Origin of the sequence: Methylobacterium ajmalii (assembly GCF_036448855.1) — a bacterium.
GTDB classification, from domain to species: domain Bacteria; phylum Pseudomonadota; class Alphaproteobacteria; order Rhizobiales; family Beijerinckiaceae; genus Methylobacterium; species Methylobacterium ajmalii.
Genome location: NZ_JAZFXT010000026.1, coordinates 236,969 through 258,527, shown reverse-complemented (window position 1 = coordinate 258,527; position 21,559 = coordinate 236,969). Strand labels below are relative to the sequence as shown.

The window sequence follows — 21,559 nt, the reverse complement described above, 5'->3', positions numbered from 1 at the left end:
TGACTTAGAGAGCTTCGCGATTGCAACGCGATCGTGAAGCGCTCTAGTGCGAGAACGGATACAGCTTCCAGTACGCCTTGATCTGGCGCCAGCGGTGGGCGAGCCCGTCGGGCTCGAACATCAGGAAGAGTACGATCACCAGCCCGATCGCCATCTCGCGCAGGAAGGACAGGTTGTCCTTGAGCGAGAGCGCGCGATCGAGGGCGGAGCCGCGGACCGCATCGGTGATCCAGCCCATCGCTTCGGGCACCAGCACCATGAAGGCGGTGCCCATCAGCGTGCCCATGATCGAGCCGAGGCCCCCGATGATGATCATGCCGAGGAACTGGATCGAGAGCAGGATGCCGAAGCCCTCGACCGAGACAAATTGGAGGTAATGGGCGTAGAGCGCGCCGCCGATGCCGGCGAAGAAGGCCGAGAGGCCGAAGGACAGGGTGCGGTAGCGGGTGAGGTTGATCCCCATCATCTCCGCCGAGAGGTAGTGGTCGCGCACCGCCACCAGCGCCCGGCCGTCGCGGGAGCGCATCAGGTTGGTGGCGAGCACGAAGGTCAGCACCAGGTAGGCGAGCACCACGTAGAAGTAGCGGTGGTCGGTGTCGAAACTGAACCCGAGGATCGAGAAGGGGTCCGCCGCCGTACCGGCGACGCCCCCGGTGAACCAGTTCGCCCGGGCGAAGAAGTCCTGCAGGATGTACTGCGCCGCGAGCGTCGCGATGGCGAGGTAGAGGCCCTTGAGCCGGGCCGCCGGCAGGCCGAAGATCAGGCCGACCGCGGTCGTCATCACGCCGGCGAGCGGGATCGCGAAGAAGACGGGAATCCCGTAATTGTTCGACAGCCAGGCGGAGGCGAAGGCGCCGAAGCCGAAGAAGGCCGCGTGCCCGATCGAGATCTGCCCGGTGAAGCCGACCAGGATGTTGAGGCCCAACGCCGCGACCGCGAAGTAGCCGATCTGGATCAGCAGGCTCAGCCAGTAGCGGTCCAGCACCAGGGGGGCGCAGCAGAGCAGCGCCAGCCCCGCCCAGACCGCGTAGCGGCTGCCGGCGGTGGGGAAGATGGTGGTGTCGGCGGCGTACGTGGTGCGGTAGTCGCCGGCGGGGATCAGGCTCTGGGTCGCCATCAGACGCGCTCGATGTCGCGGGTGCCGAACAGGCCGTAGGGCTTGATCATCAGGATCACCACCAAGACGTAGAAGGGAACGATCTCGTAGAGGTTGCCCCAGTGCAGGTACTGGCCGTCGACGTATTGCGCGACGTTCTCCAGCACCCCGATCACGAGGCCGCCGATGACCGCGCCGACGACCGAGTCGAGCCCGCCGAGGATGACGGCCGGAAACACCTTGATGCCGTAAAGCGACAGGGCGGACGACACGCCGTTGACGATGCCGACCACGATGCCGGCGACCGACGACACCACCGCCGAGATCGCCCAGGCGAGCGCGAAGACGTTGCGCACCGAGATGCCGAGGGATTGGGCCACCTGCTGGTTGAAGGCGGTGGCCCGCATGGCGAGCCCGTGCTTCGAGTACTGGAAGAACCAGGCGAAGCCCGCCATCATGGCGACCGAGATGCCGAGGCTCATCAGGTACACGGTCTGGATCTCGAGCCCGAGGAACGACACCGACTGGGTCTGGAAGATCGGCGGGAAGGGCTGGGCGAAGACGCCGAACAGCCACTTGCACAGGGCCTGGAAGAAGATCGACAGGCCGATCGTCACCATGATGACCGAGATGATCGGTTCGCCGATCAGGGGTCTCAGCACCACGACCTGGATGGCGATGCCGAAGACCAGCATGAACGCGAAGGTGATCCCCATGCCGACGAGGAACGGCAGCTGGTAGGTGGTGAGCAGCCACCAGCACACCCAGGCGCCGATCAGCAAGAACTCGCCCTGCGCGAAGTTCACGACCTGGCTCGCCTTGTAGATCAGCACGAAGCTCATCGCGACCACGCCGTAGAGGGCGCCGACGATCAGCCCGTTGACCACGAGCTGGAGCAGGAGATGGGTGTTCATGGGCGCGAGCCCCTTCTCAAGCGAGCCCTATTCGGCGGCGGCGAGGATGGCGGGGGCCGCCGTGAGGTCGATCACCGGCAGGGTGGTGCGGATGCGCTGGGTCGTGCCGTCCTGGAACCGGATCACCGTATCGACCCGGTAGCTCGGCGCGCCGGCATAGATCGTGTCGATCAGGTCGGCGTATTTCTCGTTGATCACGCCGCGGCGGACCTTGCGGGTGCGGGTCAATTCACCGTCGTCGGCGTCGAGCTCCTTGTAGAGGAGCACGAACTTGGCGACGCGCTGCACGTCGGTGAGCCCGGCATTGACCTTCTCGACCTCACGGCGGATCAGCTCGATCACCGCAGGCTTCGAGGCGAGGTCGGAATAGGTCGTGAAGGCGATGTGGTTCTTCTCGGCCCACTTCGCCACCACCGCGTAGCGGATGCAGACCAGCGCCGCCAGGTACTCGCGCCCGGCGCCCAGGATCACGGCCTCGGCCACGTAGGGCGAGAACTTCAGCTTGTTCTCGATGTATTGTGGCGAGAAGCGTTCGCCGTGGATGTTGACGGCGAGGTCCTTGATCCGGTCGATGACGACGAGCTCGCCCTTCCTGTCGACGTAACCGGCGTCCCCGGTGTGCATCCAGCCGTCGCGCACGTCGCTCGGGGTGTCGGGACCGGCCTTGTAGTAGCCGTGGAACATGTTGGCGTGGCGCGCCAGCACCTCGCCGATGCCGTTACGGTCGGGGTCGAGCACCCGGATCTCGATGCTGTCGTCGAACGGCACGCCGACCGTGTCGAAATCGACCGTCTTCCCCCGGTGCAGGGTGTAGGCGCCGAGCGTCTCGGTCTGGCCGTAGAGCTGGCGCAAGGGCACGCCCATGGCGCGGAAGAACCGGAACGTGTCGGGGCCGAGCGCCGCGCCGCCGGTCGCGGCGGACGTGAGCCGCGTGAAGCCGAGCCGGTCGCGGAGCGCCCGGAACAGCAGGGCCTCGGCGGCCGCGGAGTGCGTGCCCTGGTCGAGGGCCGCGAGCCCCATCTTCATGCCGCGCTCGTAGAGGGCGCGCTTGAAGGGAGAGGCGTCCATCATCCGGGCGCGCACGTCGGCGGCCACCGCCTCCCAGACCCGGGGGGCGAAGAGCACGAAGGTCGGGGCGATCTCCCGAAAATCGTGCATGAGCGTGTCGGCATCCTCGACGAAGTTGACCTTCATGCGAGAGAGGAGCGCCTGGCCGAGCGCGTAGACCTGCTCCATGATCCAGGGCAGCGGCAGCACCGAGACGTAATCGTCCTGCGGCCCCTTCGGGTCGGCGGCGAGGTAGCGGGCGCAGTGGCGCAAGACCCGCCCGCCGCTCAGCATCGCGAGCTTCGGCCGCGCCGTGGTGCCCGAGGTGGTGCAGAGGATCGCCACCGCCTCGGCGTCGGTGGCGTCGACCATGCGGTCGTAGAGGCCGGGATCGGCCGCGTGCATCGCCTCGCCGCGGGCGGCGAGCGCGGCGGCGGAGATCAGCCGGGGATCGTCGTACTTGCGCATCCCGCGGGGGTCGCAATACACGATGTGGCGCAGGCTCGGCACCTGATCGGCGAGGTTGAGGAGCTTGTCGACCTGCTCCTCGTCCTCGGCGATCACCGCCTTCACCTCGGAGAAGGCCAGCAGATACTGGACCTCGTCCTCGAGCGCGTCGCGGTAGAGGCCGAGCGACAGGGCGCCGAGAGCGTGGGCGGCGATCTCGCCGGCCACCCAGTCGGGCCGGTTGTCGCCGATGAGCCCGACCACGTCGCCGCCGTCGATGCCGAGATCGGACAGGCCGAGCGCGAAGGCGCGGGTGCGGGCGTGGTACTCGCCCCACGTCGTCGGGCGCCACAGCCCGAAGATCTTCTCGCGCAAAGCCACCTCGTCCGGATGCGCGGCGGCGTTGCGGCGCAGCAGCTTCGGGAAGGTGTCGGCGGCTTGCGCGATCGCAGCGAAATCGGTCGTCACGACGCGGCCCTCGCGGGTTCGAGGGTTGCGGGCTCGTCGTCGTCCTCGCCGAGATAGGCCTTGCGGACGTGCGGATCGGCGAGCACCGCCTCGGGGCGGCCGAGCGCGATGCGGCGGCCGAAGTCGAGCACCATGACGCGGTGCGAGATGTCCATGACCACGCCCATGTCGTGCTCGATCATCACGACGGTCATGCCGAACTCCTCGTTGAGGTCGACGATGTAGCGGGCCATGTCCTCCTTCTCCTCGAGGTTCATGCCGGCCATCGGTTCGTCGAGGAGGATCAGCTTGGGCTCGAGCGCCATGGCGCGGGCGAGTTCCACCCGCTTGCGCAAGCCGTAGGAGAGGGTGCCGGCCGGCGCCTTGCGGTAGGCCTGGAGGTCGAGGAAATCGACGATCTCCTCCACCCGGCGGCGATGCGCCAGTTCCTCGCTCCGCACCCCCGGCAGCCAGTAGAGCGAGCCGGTGACGAAGTTGTTGCGCATCAGGTGGTGGCGCCCGACCAGGATGTTGTCGAGCACGCTCATGTGGTGGAACAGCGCGAGGTTCTGGAAGGTCCGGCCGATGCCGAGCTTCGGGCGCTGGTTCGGCGTCGCCTTCGTGATGTCGCGGCCGTCGAGCAGGATCTGGCCCTCGGACGGCTTGTAGCGGCCCGAGATGCAATTGATCATCGAGGTCTTGCCGGCGCCGTTGGGGCCGATGATCGAAAAGAGCTCGCCCTTCTCGACCGCGAAGCTGACATCCGTCAGCGCCTTCACGCCGCCGAAGCGCAACGAGATCTGGCGAACCGCAAGGGTTTCCGCCACGCCTGACCCTCCCTGGGATGGCGGCCGCGCTCGTGTCCGGCGCCGCTCTGCCTGTGGCGGATGCCCGGTATGCGTCCGGGTCATTCGCCTTGAAAATACGTTCGACTGTTTTTTTCCGAGCGTCAAGTGCTACACTGGCGCGACGAAAGTCGAGGGGCGGTCAGCCCCGCGAGGGCAGGATCAAGGGCAGCATGGCGCGTATCGCAGGCTCGTCGGGACCGCGGACCGAGGAGGCCATCCGGCGGGCGGGGCTCAGCCTCATCGCCACCCACGGCTACGCCGCGATGAGCCTGCGCCAGCTCGCGGCCGAGGTCGGCATCCAGCAGGGCTCGCTCTACAACTACTTCCGCAACAAGCAGGAATTCCTGTTCGACCTCATCCGCGGCCACATGCTCGATCTGCACGCCGCGCTCGATGCGGCGCTGCTGGCGGAGGGCAGCGCGGAAGCGCGACTGACCCGGTTCACCGAGTTCCACGTCGCCTACCACGTCGCGCGGCCTCAGGAGGTGTTCATCTGCTACTCGGAGCTGCGCAGCCTCGAGCCCGACAACCTCGCCGCCGTGGTGGCGATGCGGCGCGACTACGAGCGCAAGCTCGGCGACATCCTGGACCACGGCCGCGCCACCGGCGAGTTCCGCCTCGCCGATACCCGCATGGCGACGCTCGCCATCCTCGCGATGCTGTCTGGCATCTGCACCTGGTACAAGCCGGGCGGGCGCCTCTCGACCGACGGGCTGCAGCAGATCTTCACCGGCATGGTCCTGGCGCTCGCCCATGGCGAGACGCAGGCGCTCGCCCATGGCGAGATGCAGGGCGAGGTCGCGGAGCCCGTCGCGGTACCGGTGCGCCGACGCGGGCCCCTGCGGGCCGGGGTCGGGTAGGCCGCCGCATCGTCTATCGACCGTGCAGCCGGCGACGCCGAACCGCGCGGGCGACCGCATCTCCGCATAGGCTGCCGCAGCGGCAAGATTTCGGCGAGCATCCGAACGTCGCCACAAGAGCTAACAATATAAACCAGGTCTTCACTTCCCGACCTCTATTTCCCGGCGGACATCCGGCAGGGTCCGGATCCGGAGTGGCCGCCCCATGTTCGTGCTCACCCTTCCCCGCAAGTTCGCGCTGCTGATCGCGCTCGCCGCCACGAGCCTGGTCGCCTTGGGCGGGATCGCGCTCAACCATCAGTACGAGGCGATGCTGGCGCAGCGCATCGAGCGCCTGTCGCTCATCACCGAGGCCGCCGCCAACCTCGTCGAGCGCTACCGGCAGAAGGCGGTCAAGGGCGAGATCACCGAGGCTGCGGCCCGCGAGGCCGCGCTCGCCGACATCGCGGCGATGCGGCACGGGCGCGACAACTATCTGTTCGTGAACGACAGCGCCGGCACGGTGATCGCGCATCCAGCCGCCAAGGTGGTCGGCCGCAACCTGATGGGCGTGACCGACCCGACGGGGTTCCGCTACGTCGCGGACGTGATGCCGCGGGCCAGGCGCGACGGCGCGGCGACCTTCCGCTACACCTGGATTCCCGAGGGCGAGACCGCGGCGGTGCCGAAGATCGGGCTCTTCCGCCTCTACGCGCCCTACGATTTCTACATCGGGACCAGCGACTACGTCAGCGACCTGCGGGCGATGGTCGTCGCCCAGGCCGAGCGCCTCGCCCTCGCGGCCCTCGTCATCGTGCTCGTCCTCGGCAGCGCCTCGCTGATGATCGTCCGCTCGATCGTGCGGCCGATGGAGCGCCTGCGCGCCGCGATGACCGCGCTGTCGGAGGGACGCACCGACCTCGCGGTGCCGGAGACCGGGCGGCGCGACGAGGTCGGGGCGATGGCCCGCACCGTGCTGGTCTTCCGCGACAACGCGATCGAGCGCGAGCGGCTGCGGGGCGAGACCGACGCCGAGGAGCTGCGGCGGATGCGCCGCGCCGCCGCGCTCGACGCGCTGATCCGGGGCTTCGAGGACGCGATCACCGGCGTGGTCGGGACCGTGGCGACCGCCGTGCGGGACCTGCGCGGCACCGCCGAGACCATGACGGCGACCGCCCGCGAGACTGCCGTGCAATCCACCACCGCGGCGACCGCCGCCGAGCAGGCCTCGTCGAATGTCGGCACCGTGGCGGTGGCGGCCGAGGAGCTCGGCGCCTCGGTCCAGGAGATCGGCCGCCAGGTCGACAGCTCGGCCCGGCTGGCGCGATCCGCCGTCGCGGAGGCCGGGCAGACCGCCCATCAGGTCCGGGCACTGACCGAGGCCACCGCCCGCATCGGCGACGTCGTCGGGCTGATCTCGTCGATCGCCGCGCAGACCAATCTCTTGGCGCTCAACGCCACCATCGAGGCCGCCCGCGCGGGGGCCGCCGGCCGCGGCTTTGCCGTGGTGGCCGCGGAAGTGAAGGAGCTCGCCGGCCAGACCGCGAAGGCGACGGAAGAAATCACCTCGCAGATCGCCGCGATCCAGGCCTCGACCGGGCAGGCGGCCGGCGCGATCGGGACGATCACCGCGCGGATCGAGGAGATCTCCGGCGTCGCGACCTCGATCGCCGCGGCGGTCGAGGAGCAGGGCGCGGCGACCCAGGAGATCGTCCGCAACATCGCGCAGGCGGCGGACGGCACCGGCGAGGTCACCGGCAACATCGCCGGGGTGGCGGGCGCCGCCGAGGCGACGGGAGCGGCCGCCTCCCGGGTCCTCGCCTCGGCCTCCGATCTGTCGCGCCAGTCCGAGGCCATCTCGGCGGAGGTCGATCGCTTCCTGGCCCAGGTCCGGGCGGCCTGACGCCCCACGCGGGAGTGGACGGCCGCCCAAGCCCGGCGGCCGTCCAAGCCCGGCCGCCCCTGCCCTCAGCCCACCGGCCGCTCGTCGGCGATGACCTTGCCGTCGTTCGGCAGGCTGCCGGGGGCCACGACCTCGACGGTGCCGCGCAGCTTCGTCACCGCCCGCAGGGTCTCGGACACCGCCTCCGCCAGGGCGGTGTCCGTGCTCCCGGCCTCGGCCCGCAGCGTCATGGCGTCGGCCTCGCCGGCCCGGGTCACTACCAGGCGCAGGCGGCCGAGCTCGGGGTGGCGGCGGGCGATCTCGGCGACCTGCTCGGGGCGCACGAACATGCCCTTCACCTTGGCGGCCTGGTCGGCCCGGCCCATCCAGCCGCGGATGCGGGCGCCGCCCGGCAGGGCCGCCGTGAGGTCGCCGAGCGCGTAGCGGATCAGCGGCCGGTCGAGGTCGAGCACCGTGACGACGATCTCGCCGACCTCGCCCTCTGGCACCGGATCGCCGGTGCCGGGGCGCACGATCTCGAGGATCAGCCCGTCGGCGACGAGGAGACCCGGCTCTCCCGGCGTCTCGTAGGCGATGAAGCCGACATCGGCGGTCGCGTAGGCTTGGGCGGCGGCGATGCCGCGCTCCCGGAACTCGGCCTGCAGCGAGGGCGGGAAGGCGGCGCCCGAGACCAGCGCCTTGGTGAGCGACGACACGTCCCGCCCGGCCGTCTGGCCCGAATCGAGCAGCACCTTGAGGAAGTCCGGCGTGCCGACGTAGCCGGCGGGCCGGTAGGCCTCGATCAGGTCGAGCTGCTGCTCGGTGTTGCCGGGCCCGGCCGGGATCACCGCGCAGCCGAGCGCCCGGGCGGCGGTGTCGAAGATGAAGCCGCCCGGCGTGAGGTGGTAGCCGAAGGTGTTGAGGACGACCTCGCCGGCCCGGAAACCCGCGGCCCTGAGCGCGGGCGCGCCGCCCCACGGATCCTCGCCCGACCGCTGCGGCTCGAAGATCGGCCCCGGCGAGGTGAACAGGCGGGCAAACCCGCCTGCCGCCCCCGGCACGAAGCCGCCGAAGGGCAGGGCCTCGCGCTGGCGCGCCGGCATCTCACCCTTGCGCAGCACCGGCAGGCGGGCGAGCGCGGCGCGGTCGGTGACGGCGGCGGGGTCGATGCCGGCGAGGTGCGTGGCGTAGGCCGGGGCCTTCAGGGCGGCTGCGAGGGCGGCCGGAAGGCGCGCGAACAGCGCGGCGGGGTCCCGGGTCTCGATATCGGGCATGAAGGGGCGTCCTCCCGGAGATGAGCCCGCGCGTTGGCCGCGCGGTGCGTCAGGATCGATGGGGCCAGGCCGTTTCGGCGGAGCGCGGGCATTCGCGCCGGGCGGGCCGCCGCGACGCGCGCGACGACGGCCGTCCCGGCCGCATCCTACGACAGCGTGGGCGATCTCGACAGTCGGTCTCGGGGGAACGCCCGCCGGGGCGCCGCCCGCAAGACCGGTCAGGACGGACGGGGCTCGGCTCCGGCATGGTGACCGGCATGGACCGACCGCCCACCCCCGTCCTCGTCGCCGACACCCTCGCCTGGATCGAGGGCCGGCTCGACGAGCGCCTGACGCTTGCGCGCCTCGCCGACCGGGCGGGGCTCTTGCCCTACCACTTCTCGCGCCTGTTCACCGCCCGGATGGGTCTCGCGCCGATGGCGCATGTCCGCGCGCGCCGCCTGGTGCGGGCGGCCCGGCGCCTCGCCGCCGAGCCCGGCCTTGCGGCTCGCGGTGGCCGACAGCCCGGATTTCGAGCTCTACGACGGCCGCTTCGCCCCCGACCGGCCCGACACCATCATCGACGTGCACGTGCCCGTCATGGCGTGAGGCGGCTCACGATCGGCGCGGCGGCCTCTTCCCGCCCATGATCGACATCTTGAAAACGATCGGTTTCGATCGTTTCTATTTTCAAACAGAAACACCGCGGACACACTGCCTCCATCGACGCCGCGCCGCCGGGCGCCCCGATGGAGACGACCATGAGCAAGCCGTACAATCGCCTCGACCTCGACCAGGCCGTCGTCCTCCTGGTCGACCACCAGGCCGGCCTGATGTCGCTGGTGCGCGACATCGATCCCGACCGGTTCAAGAACAACGTGCTGGCGGTGGCCGACCTCGCCGCCTACTTCAAGCTCCCGACCATCCTCACCACCAGCTTCGAGGACGGCCCGAACGGCCCGATCATGCCGGAGCTGAAGGCGAAGTTCCCGGACGCGCCGTTCATCGCCCGCCCGGGCCAGATCAACGCCTGGGACAACCCCGATTTCGTCGCCGCCGTGAAGGCGACGGGGCGCAAGCAGCTCGTCATCGCGGGCGTCGTCACCGAGGTCTGCGTCGCCTTCGTGGCCCTGTCGGCGATCGCGGAGGGCTACGAGGTCTTCGCCGTCACGGACGCCTCCGGCACATTCAACCCGCTGGTGCGGGACGGGGCGTGGAACCGGATGTCGGCGGCGGGCGTGCAGCTGGTGAACTGGTTCGCGGCCGCCTGCGAGCTGCACCGCGACTGGCGCCGCGACGTCGAGGGACTGGCGACGCTGCTCGGCGACCACATCCCGGACTATCGCAACCTGATGACGAGCTACGCTGCCCTGCGGCCGCAGGCCCCCGTCGCCTGATCCGGCGTTTGGCCGGGCCCGCCCGCCGACGGCGGGCCCGCGTCCGGCGGAGCCGAGGTCACGACCTCCCGGGCACGGCCTCCGCCTTCCGTCGGTGCAGCAAGCGCCCGTCGATCGCCACCAGCCCGGCGCCGATCAGCGCCATGCCGAGGAGCTGGCGTCCCACCACCGGCTCGCCCAGCACCAGGGCGCCGAGGATGAGCGCCGAGACCGGGATCAGGAAGGTGACGAGCATCAGGTTCGTCGCCCCTGCGCTCGCCAGCAGGCGGAAGAAGATCACGTAGGCCAAGGCGGTCGAGAGCGCGGCGAGGCCGACGACCGCCGCGACCACCGGGACGGGGGGCAGCGCCAGGGTCCAGGGCCGGTCGACCACGAGGGCGACGGGCAGCAGCAGGGCGGTCGCGGCCGTCACCTGGCCGGCGGCGGCCGCGAGCGGCGGGATGCCCATGCGCTTGAACCGCCGCCCGTAGATTCCGGCAAAGGCGTAGGAGAGGGCCGCCAGCAGGATCGCGCCCTGAGCCAAGAACTCCGCGCCGAGGCCGGCGAGCAGCGAGGGCCCGATCATCACGGCGACGCCTGCGAGACCCGCCAGCACGCCGGCGAGGCGGTGGGCCGTCAGGCGCTCGTTGGTGGTGAGGAGATGCGCCACCACCACGCCGAAGAGCGGCGTCGTGGCGTTGAGGATCGCCGCGAGGCCCGAGGCGATGTGGGTCTGGCCCCAGGCGATGAGGCAGAACGGCACCGCGTTGTTGAGGAAGGCCGCCCCCAGGAAGGCGCGCCAGGTCGCGGCACCCCGCGGCATCGGCAGGCCCCCCAGCCGCAGCACCGCGGCGAGGATCGCGGCCGCGAGGCCGACGCGCAGGACCACCAGGGTGAGGGGCGGCAGCGCCGACAGAGCGACCCCGACGAAGAAGAACGAGCCGCCCCACAGGACCGAGAGGCCGAGGAGCAGGCCCCATTCGGCGGGGGTCATCGGGCGGTTGGCGACGGTCTGCATCGGATTCTCCGGGCGAGGACGCCCCACCTTGGCGCACGGGATGCCTCGGCGGCATCCCGGTCCTTGCGGTGCAATCCGCCCGGCGCTCAATCGCGCCAGAACGGCTTGTCCGCCTCGCGCATCGCGTCGGCCCGCGACAGGCCGACATCCTTGAGGAGCCCGTCGGGGCAGGCCATCAGGGCGCGGCGCTCGCGGCGGCGGTCGGCCCAGAGCTCGAGCCGTTCGATGAGCGCGACGGGGTCGCGCCGGCGCGCCGGCGCGAGGCGGAGGGTGGGAACGAGGCGCAGGTTTCCTCGGCCAGCGACGAGGCTCGTCATGGCTCTCTCCAGGTCGGACGATCGGGTTCGTGAGGGAGAGATTGCCTTTCGGGCACCGCGCGCGCAAACCAGATCGCCTCGTCCTTCGCCTCAGGAAATCTGGGCCAGCGGGAGATCTGCACCATGGCTCTCGATCTCGGACCCCGCCGCCGCCTGCCGCCGCTCAACGCCGTGCGGGCCTTCGAGGCCGCCTCGCGCCACGCGACCTTCCACGAGGCCGGGGACGAGCTCGGGGTCAGCGCCGGAGCGGTGGCCCAGCAGGTGAAGATCCTGGAGGGCTGGTTCGGCCTTCCCCTGTTCCGCCGCCTGCCGAGCCGCGGCGTCGCCCTGACGCCGGCCGGCCAGCGCTTCGCGGCCGCCGCCGGCGAGGTCCTGGACCAGCTCGCCGAGGCGAGCGCCCGGCTGCAGCGCCTGGGCCGGGACCACGTGCTCACGGTGAGCACCACCCATTCCTTCGCCAGCCTGTGGCTGATCCCGCGCATCGGCAGCTTCCGCGCGCGGCATCCCGACCTCGACGTGCGGGTGGTCGCCAACAACCGCCTGGTCGATTTCGCCCGCGACGACGCGGACCTGGCGATCCGGCACGGGCGCGGCCGCTATCCGGGCCTACGCTCCGACCTCCTGATGCACGACGTGGTGTTTCCGGTCTGCAGTCCGCATCTTCGCGACGGCTCGCCGCCGCTGCGCACGCCCGAGGACCTGGCGCGCCACACCCTGCTGCACGACGACGACCCGATCGACCTCGAGGCGGTGGGCTGGCCGCAATGGCTCGCCGCCGCCGGGGTTCCCGGCATCGACGCCTCGCGCGGCCCCCGCTTCACCCACACCTTCATGGTGCTGCAATGCGCCACCGCCGGCGGCGGGGTCGGCCTCGCCACGCGGGTGCTCGGGGGCGACCTCGTCGCCGGCATCGGGCAGGGCGCGACCGGCCTGGTGCGGCCCTTCCCCGACGAGGTGGCGAGCCCCTACGGCTTCTTCCTCGTCACGCCGACCGAGACCGACGCCCCGAAGGTGGCCTCGTTCCGCGCATGGATCACCGCGCAGGCGGAGGAGTGGGGCCGGTGAGGGCGGGCGCCTTTGCGTCGCCCGACCACGAGACGCCGCGCCCGTCGCCGAGCAGGATCCAGGTGCCGGGATCGGGCTGCGGCCGGCCGGGCAGCAGGCCGCGCAGGGCGGCGGCGAGGCGAGAGAACCAGGACGACATCATCGAACGCGACTCCGCGGCGGCAAGGCGGCAGCAGGGGGGTCCCCCGGATGGAGCAAGCGTTGTGCCGCGCCAACCCGACCGGTTCCATGATCGGGCGTCCCGATTCCTTGACCCCGCGTCCGCGGCGGTCGCCGCCGGTCAGTCCCGCAGGGCGGCGTGCGCGGCGAGGAAATCGACGAAGCAGCGGATGCGCCGGGACAGCCGCTCCTGCCCGGCATAGAGCGCGTGGATGTCCTCGGCGTCGCCGGGGCTGAAGGCTTCCAGCACCGGCACGAGGCGGCCGGCCAGGAGATCGTCCTCGACGTGGAAGCGGGCGAGGCGGGCGAGCCCCGCCCCGCCGAGCGCCATCCGCCGCACCACCTCGCCGGAATTGCCCAGGAAGTTGCCGCGCACCGGCCGCTGCGACACCGCCCCGTCGACGAGGAACGGCCAGGTGTCGAGGGAGCGGCGGAAGCTGAAGGCGAGGCAGTTGTGGTCGGCGAGGGCGTCCGGATGGGCGGGCGTGCCGGCCCGCGCGAGATAGGCCGGCGAGGCCACCACCGCGAGGCGGCTGCGGCCGAGGCGCCTGGCCCGCAGGCTCGTGTCGCGCAAGGGGCCGATGCGGATCGCCACGTCGGCCCGGGCCTCGACGAGATCGACCACGTCGTCGGTGAGGGCGAGGTCGACCCGCATCCTGGGATGCTCGGCGAGGAAGCGCGGCAGCACCGGCAGGATCACCTTCGTGCCGAACGGCACCGAGGCGTTGACCCGCAGGAGGCCGGTCGGCACCGCGGCCTCGCGGCCGAACCCGTCCTCGATCGCGGCGAACTCGGCGATCAGCTCGGCGGCCCGGCGCAGGTAGAGCTCGCCCTCCGGCGTCAGGGTCATCGACCGGGTGGTGCGCCGGATCAGGGCGACGCCGAGGCGCGCCTCCAGCCGCGCCACCGCCCGGCTCACCGCCGAGGGCGTGCGCCGCAGCGCCTTGGCGGCGGCCGCGAAGCTGGCGCGCCGCGCCACCTCGACGAAGGCCTCCATCTCGCCCAGGCGGTTGTCCATGGCCGGTCCATTGGTGCGTCCGATGCACGAGTATCGTGCCGGCCCGCGCGCTGGTCATCAATCGCCGGCATCGTCATCTCGGGGTCTCCTTGCACGGAGACCACAGCCATGGACCTCAGGATCGGCGGCCGGACCGCCCTCGTCACCGGTGCCACCGCGGGCATCGGGCTCGCCATCGCCCGCCGCCTGGCGGCGGAGGGCGCCACGGTGGTGCTGCCCGGCCGCAACCGGGACAAGCTCGACGCGGCGGCGCGATCGATCGCGGCCGAGCCCGGCGCGACGCCGCCCCGCACGGTGCAGGCCGACCCGGCGACCGCCGAGGGCGCGGCGGCGCTGATCGCGGCGGTGCCGGAGGTGGACATCCTCGTCAACAACCTCGGCATCTACGAATCGAAGGCCTTCGAGGCGATCACCGACGCGGACTGGCACCGCCTGTTCGAGGTCAACGTGGTCTCGGGGGCGCGGCTCGCCCAGGCCTACTTCCCCGGCATGCTGGCGCGGAACTCCGGACGGATCGTGTTCGTGTCGAGCGAATCCGGCCTCGTGCCGCCGCCCGACATGCTGCACTACGCGGTGTCGAAGACCGCCCAGCTCACCATCGCGCGGGGCCTGGCGCAGCGCACGCGGGGCACCGGCGTGACGGTGAATTCCGTGCTGCCCGGCCCGACCCGCTCGGAGGGCATCGTCGACTTCCTGAAGAGCGTCGCCTCCGATCCGGACGCCCCGGCGGCGGCGCTCGAAGAAGAATTCTTCCGGGTCCACCGCCCGCTCTCGCTGCTCGCCCGGATGATCGAGCCCGACGAGATCGCCGGCCTCGTCGCCTACCTGGCGAGCCCGCTCGCCGCCGCCACCAACGGCGCGAGCCTGCGGGTCGAGGGCGGGATCGTGCCGACCATCGCCTGAGCACGCCCGCGGCGTAAAGCGTGGCCGTACCGGCGAAACCGGGTGCAGGCTCGGCCGTTGAGGGGAATGCCCGCTACGGAAGGCCCCGCCCGGTTGCTCCGCGTCCTCACCTACAACGTCCGCCGCTGCCTCGGCGGCGACGGCCGCATCGACCCGGCGCGCATCGCCGCGGTGATCGCCGCCTGCCGGGCCGACGTGGTGGCGCTCCAGGAGCTCGATGTCGGGCGCGCCCGCTCCGGCGGGATCGACCAGGCGGAGGCGATCGCCGCCCGGCTCGGGATGCGCTCGCACTTCCACCCGGCGCTGCGGGTGATGGAGGAGCTCTACGGCGACGCGATCCTGACCGCCCTCCCCTGCCGGCTGGTGCGGGCGGAGGGGCTGCCGGAACGGGCCGGCCGCGAGCCGCGCGGCGCGCTCTGGGCGGCCGTCGCCGTCGGAGACGCCGAGGTGCAGGTCGTCACGACCCATCTCGGCCTCGGCCGGCACGAGCGGGCGGCGCAGACCGACGCGCTCCTCGGCCCGCGCTTCCTCGGCGATCCGGCCTGCCGCGATCCCGTGGTGCTGCTCGGCGACTTCAACGCCCTGCCGGGCTCGGCCGTCCACCGCCGCCTCTCGGAGCGCGTGCCCGACGCGGAGGGCAGCGTCCGCCGGGCCTGGGCCCGGCCGACCTTCCCGGCCCGCCTGCCGCTCCTGCGCATCGACCACGTCTTCGTCAGCCGCGGCGTCGCGGTGCGGGAGGTGCGCCGGGTCCAGGGCCGGCTCGCCCGGACCGCCTCCGACCACCTGCCCCTCGTCGCCGACCTCGACCTCGCGCCCGCCGTCGCGCCCCGCCACACCGCGCTCCGGGAGGAACCCGCGTGACGACCCCACACGACCACGACACGCGCGACAAGACCTCCGGTCGGCGCCGGTTCTGGACCATCCTCGCCACGCTCGTCAGCGTCGTGCTCGGCGGCTACCTGCTCTACCGCACGCTGTCCGGCTACAGCCCGGGCCAGCTCGTCGATGCGGTGCGGGCCGTGCCGGCGAGCCGGCTCCTCGCGGCCGGAGGCTTTGCCGCCGCGAGCTATCTCTGCCTCACCGGCATCGACTGGCTGGCCTTGCGCGCCGCCGGCACGCCCCTGCCCTACCGGCGGGTGGCGCTCGCCGCCTTCATCAGCCTCTCGCTCGGCCACAGCATCGGGTTCGCGGGCCTGAGCAGCGGGGCGATCCGCTACCGCTTCTACACCCGCTGGGGGCTCGGCACCGCGGACGTCGCCAAGGCGGTCCTGTTCTGCGGCGTCACCGTGGCGGTCGGCCTGATGGCGCTCGGCGCAGTCGCGGTGCTGGTCCATCCGGGCCTCGCCCGGGAGGTGACGGGGCTCGGCACCGGCGCCGTCCTGGCGGCGGGGCTGGCCTGCGCGGCTTTCGTCGCGGGCTATCTCGGCCTCGCCGCCTGGTGGCGCAAGCCGCTCACCTTCCGGCGCTGGTCGATCGAGATGCCGCCGCTGCCGCTCGCCGCCGCGCAGGTGGCCCTGGGGGCCGTCAACTTCGCCCTGGTCTCGGCCTGCCTGCACCAGGTGCTCATGGCGGTCTCCGACGTCGGCTACCTCGCCGTCGCCTCGGTCTTCGTCATCGCCAACGCGGCGGTGCTCATCACCCACGTCCCCGGCGGCGTCGGGGTGATCGAGAGCGTGGTCGTGCACCTGCTGCCGAAGACCGACGTCATCGGCCCGCTGATCGCCTTCCGGTGCATCTACTTCCTGATCCCGCTGGCGCTCGGCCTCGTCGCCTTCGCGGCGACCGAGGCGGTGTTCCGGTGGCGGGATGCGGGGAGGGCGGGCGCCGCTACCCCGTCCCGAACGGCCGCTCGGGGTCGAGCAGCTCGGAGCTGACCAGGGGGTCGAGCAGGCCCTCCTCCTCCGGCACCTCGCAGACCCGCAGGCTGCGGGGACCGCCCATGTGGCGCCGGATCGCCGCGATCAGGCCGTCCCGCTCGGCGGCCTCCGCCAGCACCTCGGGCGCGACGCCCAGATGCTCGGCCGCCAAGCGGTCGCGCAAGGACAGAATCGCCCGGCGCTCCTCGGGGGTCCGGGCCTCGACCGCGAGGTCGCACTCGGTGTCGAGTGCGACCGAGCGGTTGTTGAGGTTCGAGGAGCCGATGCGCAGGAACCCGTCGTCGACGATGACGAGCTTGGCGTGGACCTCGATCTCGCAATCCCCGGCCTCGTCGGTCTCGTCGGCGCCCTGCGCACCCGGCACCACCGGGTAGGCGACGAGCAGGCGCCCGAAGCGGTCGACCGCGCGCAGGCGGCGCAGCACCCGGTCGCGCGGCGTGCCCATGGCGACGCGCTCGGTGAAGTTGTGCGAGCGGCGCGTGATCACCACGACGATCTCCGGCCCCTCCTCCGCCGTGAGGTGGGCGGCGAGCGCGTCGGCGACGAAGTCGGCGGTGAGGTACTGCGCCTCGAGGTAGAGGGTCTTCCGCGCGGCGGCGAGCGACGCGGCGGTGAGCGCCGCCGCCTCCTCGATCGAGGGCTCGTCGCCCTGGAGCGGCATGGTGCGGGCGACGGCGACGGGCATGTCGGTGAAGAGCGGCGCCAGATCCGGCGGCCAGACCGGCGCGGCGCCGCGCACGGGCTCCAGCACCTCGCCGGTCGCGGCGCGCCAGCGCTCGCGGGCGATCTCGCCGAGCCGCGCCGCGGCCTCGCCGTCCACCGCCATCTGCAGGTCGTGGACCGGCGGATAGAGTTCCCCGTCGGGGTTCGTGCGCAAGGGGTCGCCGGCTTCGTGGGCCGGGGTGTCCCAGCGCCCGACCGTCAGGTCGATGCCGCCCGCAAACGCGATGCGGTCGTCGATGCAGACGAGCTTCTGGTGGTGGGCGGCGTAGAGCGGGTGATGGGTGTCGAGGCGCAGCTCGACCCGCGGATGGGATTCCCACTCGGCCCCGAACAGGAGCGGCAGAGCCGCGCCCGGCCCGTGCAGGGTGGCGACGCTCCAGACCAGCACCCGCACCTGGAGGTCCGGCCGCCGCGCCGCGAGGTCGCGCAGGAGCGGCCCGAGCGGGGGCGATTCCTCCGGGGACGCGTCGTGGCGCAGGCGGATGCGCCCGTCGAAGTCCCAGCCGACGATCAGGATCGAGGATTGCGCCTGGCGCAGGGCCTCCTCCAGCCGGGCGAAATACTCGGCGGAATCGACCATCACGGCGACCCGCTCGGCCCGCGCCACGCACCAGCAGGTGCGGCCGGGCTGAAACAGGGTCTCGCGCGCGGGCGCGAGGGCCGCGGGTTCGCCGGTCACGGGGTGCTCGTCGCTCATCGGGCCTGTCCGGTCATGAGACGCTCGTTCCCTCCTGCACGCCAAACGGTGTCGAGTGCCGGAACGGCAAGCGGAGCCATCCGTTCCGCATGCCGGCCGCCCACGGGCGATTCCGCCTGCCCGGCCGCCCCCCGGTTCCCAGCGCCGGCCCGCCTCCCTACCTTTGCCGTCGGCAGGCCGGAGGCGATCACCGTTTCGATGCGCAGGACGCTCTCATTCACCGAACGCGACATCCTGCGCAACTGCGGGCACGCCTCCTTCCACGACGGCGCGGGCGACCTGGCGAACGGCCAGGTGCTCGACGTCGAGACGGACGGGGACGGCTACCTCGAGGGCGACGTCGAGAGCCGCAGCGGAAAGACAGTGTACAACGTCTCGATCGAGATCGAGAGGACGGGCCGCGATACCGTCATCCGCGGGCTCTGCACCTGCCGGGACCGCACCAATTGCCGGCACGTCGCGGCGGTGCTGCTCGGGGCGTTCCGGGGCACCGCCCTGCGCCCCCCGCCCCCGCCGACCCCCGAGACGCGGGCGGCCCGGCTGCTCCAGCTCCGGGACTGCGCCGACCCCGAGGCCCTGCCGGAGGAGCTGGAACGCTGGATCCAGAGCCTCGACCGCGCCCGCCGGACCGGCAGCGAGGCGTTTCCGCCCGAGATCGACCGGCGCCTGATCTACGTCCTCCTGGCCCTGCCCGGCCGCGGCGGTACGGCCTCCCGCCTCGGCATCGCGCCGATGCAGGCCCGGATCCTGAAGAGCGGGGCGCTATCGGCCAAGGCCCGCCCGGTCGAACCCTACGGCGTCGTCCACGCGGCGACCCCGAGTGCCTACCTGCGCCCATCGGATCTGCGCATCCTCAAGGCCCTCGCCGGGCGGGAGCGCGAGGCCGAGGGCGAGGCGCCGCCGGCCTATCCGCTGCTCGATCGCACCGGCGCCGAGATCCTGGAGCGGGTCCTGGCGACCGGCCGGGCCCGGTTCGGGACCGTGCTGGGACCGGCCCTGGCGGCGGGCCCGCCCCGGCCCGGCCGGATCGACTGGGTCGAGGGCGAGGAGACCCTGACGCCCCACCCGCGCCTCGCGGACGGGGACGGCACGGGCCGAGGGACAGACCAAGAGATCTGCGAAGCGACGGACGATGCGACGGTCCTGGCGCTCGCCGCCCAGCCGCCGGCCTATCTCGACCCGGAGGCCGGGCTCGTCGGGCCGATCGAGGTCGGGATGCCGCCCCACCTCGCCGCCGCCCTCCTGGCGGCGCCGGCCGTGCCCGCGGCCTCGGCGCAGGCGCTCAACGCGGCGCTGGCCGCGGCGGTGCCCGGCCTCGCCCTGCGCCTGCCGGAGCCGCCGCGGGAGCGAATCGTCGACACGCCGCCGGTGCCGGTGCTGCGCCTGTTCCAGATCGAGGCGCCGGCACCGTATTTCTACGGCCGGCCGCCGGTGCCGGTGCGCCTCGCGGCGCTCTCGTTCCGCTACGGTCCGGTGGCGGTGCCGTTCGGCGACCCGCGGCAGCGGCCGAGCAAGCTCGCCGGCGGGCGGCTCCACGTCGTGGAGCGCGACGCCCGGGCCGAGCAGCGGGCGGTGGCGCGGCTCCTCGCCCACGGCCTGTCGCCGCTCCAGGAGCGCCGCACGCCCCTGGCCCTCGGCCACGCCCAGCACCAGGCCCATGCCCGGGACTTCCTGCCCGATGCCGGCGAGGAGGCCTGGACCGCGATCCAGGCCGAGGCGCTGCCGGCCCTCGCGGCGGAGGGGTTCGAGATCGGCGCCGATCGCAGCTTCCGCAACCGGGTGCTGCGCCCGGATGCGGCGGTCGAGTTCGCGATCCGCGAGAGCACCGGGATCGACTGGCTCGAACTCGATCTGGGGATCGAGGTCGAGGGCGAGCGCATCCCCCTCGCCGAGCCGGTGGCCGCGCTGCTGGCCCGGCCCGACTTCTCGATCGAGGCGCTCGACGAGGCCTCGCCCGAGCCCGTGATGGTGCCGCTGCCCGACGGGCGGGTGCTGGCGCTGCCGGCGGCCCGGCTCAAGCCGATCCTGCTCGCCCTGCGCGAACTGAGCCTGGGCGGCTCCGGCGAGGGCGGGCGCCTGAGGCTCGGCCTCGTCGACGCCGCCACGATCGCGGCGTTGGAGCGGGCGAGCCAGGCCGCGAGGGTGGCCTGGCGCGGCGGCGAGGCCCTGCGCGCCATGGGCCGGCGGCTGCTCGCCGAGGGCGGCATCCCGCCGGTCGCCCCGCCGGAGAGCTTCCGCGCGCAGCTGCGGCCCTACCAGGCCGAGGGGTTGTCCTGGCTCGCCTTCCTGCGCGAGGCCGGCCTCGGCGGGATCCTCGCCGACGACATGGGGCTGGGCAAGACCGTCCAGGCGCTGGCGCTGATCGCCCGCGAGAAGGCCGAGGGGCGCCTCGACCGGCCGGCCCTCGTGGTCGCGCCGACGAGCCTGATGGCGAACTGGCGCCGGGAGGCGGAGCGCTTCGCCCCCGGCCTCGCGGTGCTGGTCCTGCACGGGCTCGGCCGCCGGGAGCATTTCGACGCGATTCCCCAACACGACCTCGTGCTCACCACCTATCCCCTCGTCGCCCGCGACCAGGCGGTGCTCGGCGCGCAGGAGTGGCACCTCCTGGTCCTCGACGAGGCCCAGACGATCAAGAACCCGGACGCGGCGACGACCCAGATCATCCGCTCGCTCGCCGCCCGGCACCGGTTCTGCCTCTCGGGCACGCCGCTGGAAAACAACCTGGCGGAGCTCTGGTCGCTGTTCTCCTTCGCCTGCCCGGGGCTCCTCGGCGAGCGCCGGACCTTCGCGCGGGACTGGCGCACGCCGATCGAGAAGCACGGCGACGCCGAGCGCGGCCGGCTGCTGGCGCGGCGGATCCGGCCGTTCCTGCTGCGCCGGACCAAGGAGGAGGTCGCCCGCGACCTGCCGGCCAAGACCGAGATCACCGAGGAGGTCGAGATGGGCGAGGCCCAGCGCGCCCTCTACGAGTCGATCCGCCTAGCGATGCACGCCCGGGTGCGCGAGGCGATCGCCGCCAAGGGCTGGGAGCGCAGCCGGATCGTCGTCCTCGACGCCCTGCTCAAGCTGCGCCAGGCCTGCTGCGACCCGCGCCTGCTGAAGCTCGACCACGCGGCCGAGGCCGCCTCGGCCAAGCTCGAACGGCTGGAGGAGCTGCTCGAGGCGCTGGTCGCCGAGGGGCGCCGGGTGCTGGTGTTCTCGCAGTTCACCGCGATGCTCGACCTGATCAAGCCGCGCCTGGCGGCGGCCGGCATCGCGCATGCCGAACTGACCGGGCGCACCCGCAAGCGCGAGGCGGTGCTCGCCCGCTTCGAGGCCGGCGAGGTTCCGGTCTTCCTGATCAGCCTCAAGGCCGGCGGCACCGGCCTCAACCTCACCGGCGCCGACACGGTGATCCTGTACGACCCGTGGTGGAACCCGGCGGTGGAGGCCCAGGCGATCGACCGCGCCCACCGCATCGGCCAGGACAAGCCGGTCTTCGTCCACCGGCTCGTCGCGGCGCGCAGCATTGAGGAGAAGATGGAGGCGCTCAAGGCCCGCAAGAGCGCGCTCGCCGAGGCTTTGTTCGACCACGACGGCACCCCGACGAGCGCGCTGACGCCGGCCGACATCGACGCGCTCCTGGAGGCGTGA

Annotated in this window: 19 protein-coding genes; 9 read left to right on the top strand and 10 right to left on the bottom strand. The window is 72.5% G+C overall.

Going from position 1 to position 21,559, the window contains the following annotated elements:
• Positions 1–43: 43 nt before the first annotated feature.
• Genes V3T34_RS12855 through V3T34_RS12840 form a run of 4 tightly spaced genes read right to left on the bottom strand, consistent with a single transcriptional unit; the run spans position 44 to position 4,778 of the window.
• On the bottom strand, positions 44–1,117 hold the full coding sequence (locus V3T34_RS12855; RefSeq protein WP_060845423.1) for a branched-chain amino acid ABC transporter permease: 1,074 nt from the start codon (positions 1,115–1,117) through the stop codon (positions 44–46).
• Positions 1,117–2,010: a branched-chain amino acid ABC transporter permease gene (locus V3T34_RS12850; protein ID WP_091745244.1), complete on the bottom strand. Its 894-nt coding sequence runs from the start codon at positions 2,008–2,010 to the stop codon at positions 1,117–1,119. The genes V3T34_RS12855 and V3T34_RS12850 overlap by 1 nt, the downstream gene beginning before the upstream one ends.
• Before the next feature lie 27 nt (positions 2,011–2,037).
• Positions 2,038–3,972, bottom strand: a complete 1,935-nt coding sequence (locus V3T34_RS12845; protein WP_305076449.1) for an AMP-binding protein — start codon at positions 3,970–3,972, stop codon at positions 2,038–2,040.
• Positions 3,969–4,778 (bottom strand): ABC transporter ATP-binding protein, encoded by an 810-nt coding sequence (locus V3T34_RS12840; RefSeq protein WP_060845420.1) that lies wholly within the window; start codon positions 4,776–4,778, stop codon positions 3,969–3,971. Before V3T34_RS12840 ends, V3T34_RS12845 begins: the two co-directional genes overlap by 4 nt.
• Positions 4,779–4,969: 191 nt before the next feature.
• On the opposite strand from V3T34_RS12840, the gene V3T34_RS12835 reads away from it, so the two are divergent.
• Both V3T34_RS12835 and V3T34_RS12830 read left to right on the top strand, forming a co-directional pair.
• Positions 4,970–5,659: a TetR/AcrR family transcriptional regulator gene (locus V3T34_RS12835; RefSeq protein ID WP_082742357.1), complete on the top strand. Its 690-nt coding sequence runs from the start codon at positions 4,970–4,972 to the stop codon at positions 5,657–5,659.
• Between the two features lie 205 nt (positions 5,660–5,864).
• Positions 5,865–7,541, top strand: a complete 1,677-nt coding sequence (locus tag V3T34_RS12830) for a methyl-accepting chemotaxis protein (RefSeq protein WP_305076450.1) — start codon at positions 5,865–5,867, stop codon at positions 7,539–7,541.
• 65 nt (positions 7,542–7,606) lie between these two features.
• Here V3T34_RS12830 and V3T34_RS12825 read toward each other — a convergent pair whose 3' ends face one another.
• Positions 7,607–8,794 carry a phenylacetate--CoA ligase family protein gene (locus tag V3T34_RS12825; RefSeq protein WP_060845418.1) on the bottom strand — a complete coding sequence of 396 codons (1,188 nt, stop codon included), beginning with the start codon at positions 8,792–8,794 and terminating at the stop codon, positions 7,607–7,609.
• Positions 8,795–9,217: 423 nt separating this feature from the next.
• On the opposite strand from V3T34_RS12825, the gene V3T34_RS12820 reads away from it, so the two are divergent.
• Positions 9,218–9,382 (top strand): hypothetical protein, encoded by a 165-nt coding sequence (locus V3T34_RS12820; RefSeq protein WP_305076451.1) that lies wholly within the window; start codon positions 9,218–9,220, stop codon positions 9,380–9,382.
• 152 nt (positions 9,383–9,534) lie between these two features.
• On the top strand, positions 9,535–10,170 hold the full coding sequence (gene ycaC, locus V3T34_RS12815; RefSeq protein ID WP_305076452.1) for an isochorismate family cysteine hydrolase YcaC: 636 nt from the start codon (positions 9,535–9,537) through the stop codon (positions 10,168–10,170).
• A gap of 58 nt (positions 10,171–10,228) precedes the next feature.
• On the opposite strand, the gene V3T34_RS12810 is transcribed toward ycaC, so the two are convergent.
• The gene (locus V3T34_RS12810; protein WP_305076453.1) at positions 10,229–11,167 is read right to left on the bottom strand and encodes a DMT family transporter; all 939 of its coding nucleotides are present in this window, start codon (positions 11,165–11,167) and stop codon (positions 10,229–10,231) included.
• Between the two features lie 86 nt (positions 11,168–11,253).
• Entirely contained in the window at positions 11,254–11,484 is a 231-nt protein-coding gene (locus tag V3T34_RS12805) for a DUF1127 domain-containing protein (RefSeq protein WP_091883111.1), read from the bottom strand.
• A gap of 123 nt (positions 11,485–11,607) precedes the next feature.
• Between V3T34_RS12805 and gcvA the strand changes: the two genes are divergently transcribed.
• Positions 11,608–12,549: a transcriptional regulator GcvA gene (gcvA, locus tag V3T34_RS12800; protein ID WP_060845414.1), complete on the top strand. Its 942-nt coding sequence runs from the start codon at positions 11,608–11,610 to the stop codon at positions 12,547–12,549.
• Here gcvA and V3T34_RS12795 read toward each other — a convergent pair.
• Complete coding sequence (locus tag V3T34_RS12795) at positions 12,518–12,691, bottom strand: hypothetical protein (protein ID WP_167543869.1); 174 nt, start codon at positions 12,689–12,691, stop codon at positions 12,518–12,520. The genes gcvA and V3T34_RS12795 overlap by 32 nt on opposite strands.
• A gap of 138 nt (positions 12,692–12,829) precedes the next feature.
• Positions 12,830–13,726, bottom strand: a complete 897-nt coding sequence (locus V3T34_RS12790; RefSeq protein ID WP_060845413.1) for a LysR substrate-binding domain-containing protein — start codon at positions 13,724–13,726, stop codon at positions 12,830–12,832.
• Between the two features lie 108 nt (positions 13,727–13,834).
• Here V3T34_RS12790 and V3T34_RS12785 point away from each other — a divergent pair, with 108 nt between their 5' ends.
• The 3 genes from V3T34_RS12785 (at position 13,835) to V3T34_RS12775 (ending at position 16,503) form a co-directional block, all read left to right on the top strand.
• Positions 13,835–14,629: an SDR family NAD(P)-dependent oxidoreductase gene (locus V3T34_RS12785; protein ID WP_060845412.1), complete on the top strand. Its 795-nt coding sequence runs from the start codon at positions 13,835–13,837 to the stop codon at positions 14,627–14,629.
• A 93-nt stretch (positions 14,630–14,722) separates the two neighbouring features.
• Positions 14,723–15,490 (top strand): endonuclease/exonuclease/phosphatase family protein, encoded by a 768-nt coding sequence (locus V3T34_RS12780; RefSeq protein ID WP_060845411.1) that lies wholly within the window; start codon positions 14,723–14,725, stop codon positions 15,488–15,490.
• A complete protein-coding gene (locus V3T34_RS12775; RefSeq protein WP_305076454.1) occupies positions 15,487–16,503 on the top strand; it encodes a lysylphosphatidylglycerol synthase transmembrane domain-containing protein in 1,017 nt (338 codons plus the stop codon). The genes V3T34_RS12780 and V3T34_RS12775 overlap by 4 nt, the downstream gene beginning before the upstream one ends.
• Here V3T34_RS12775 and V3T34_RS12770 read toward each other — a convergent pair.
• Complete coding sequence (locus V3T34_RS12770) at positions 16,457–17,926, bottom strand: phospholipase D-like domain-containing protein (protein WP_305076455.1); 1,470 nt, start codon at positions 17,924–17,926, stop codon at positions 16,457–16,459. The genes V3T34_RS12775 and V3T34_RS12770 overlap by 47 nt on opposite strands.
• 198 nt (positions 17,927–18,124) lie before the next feature.
• Here V3T34_RS12770 and V3T34_RS12765 point away from each other — a divergent pair, with 198 nt between their 5' ends.
• A complete protein-coding gene (locus V3T34_RS12765; protein ID WP_305076456.1) occupies positions 18,125–21,559 on the top strand; it encodes a DEAD/DEAH box helicase in 3,435 nt (1,144 codons plus the stop codon).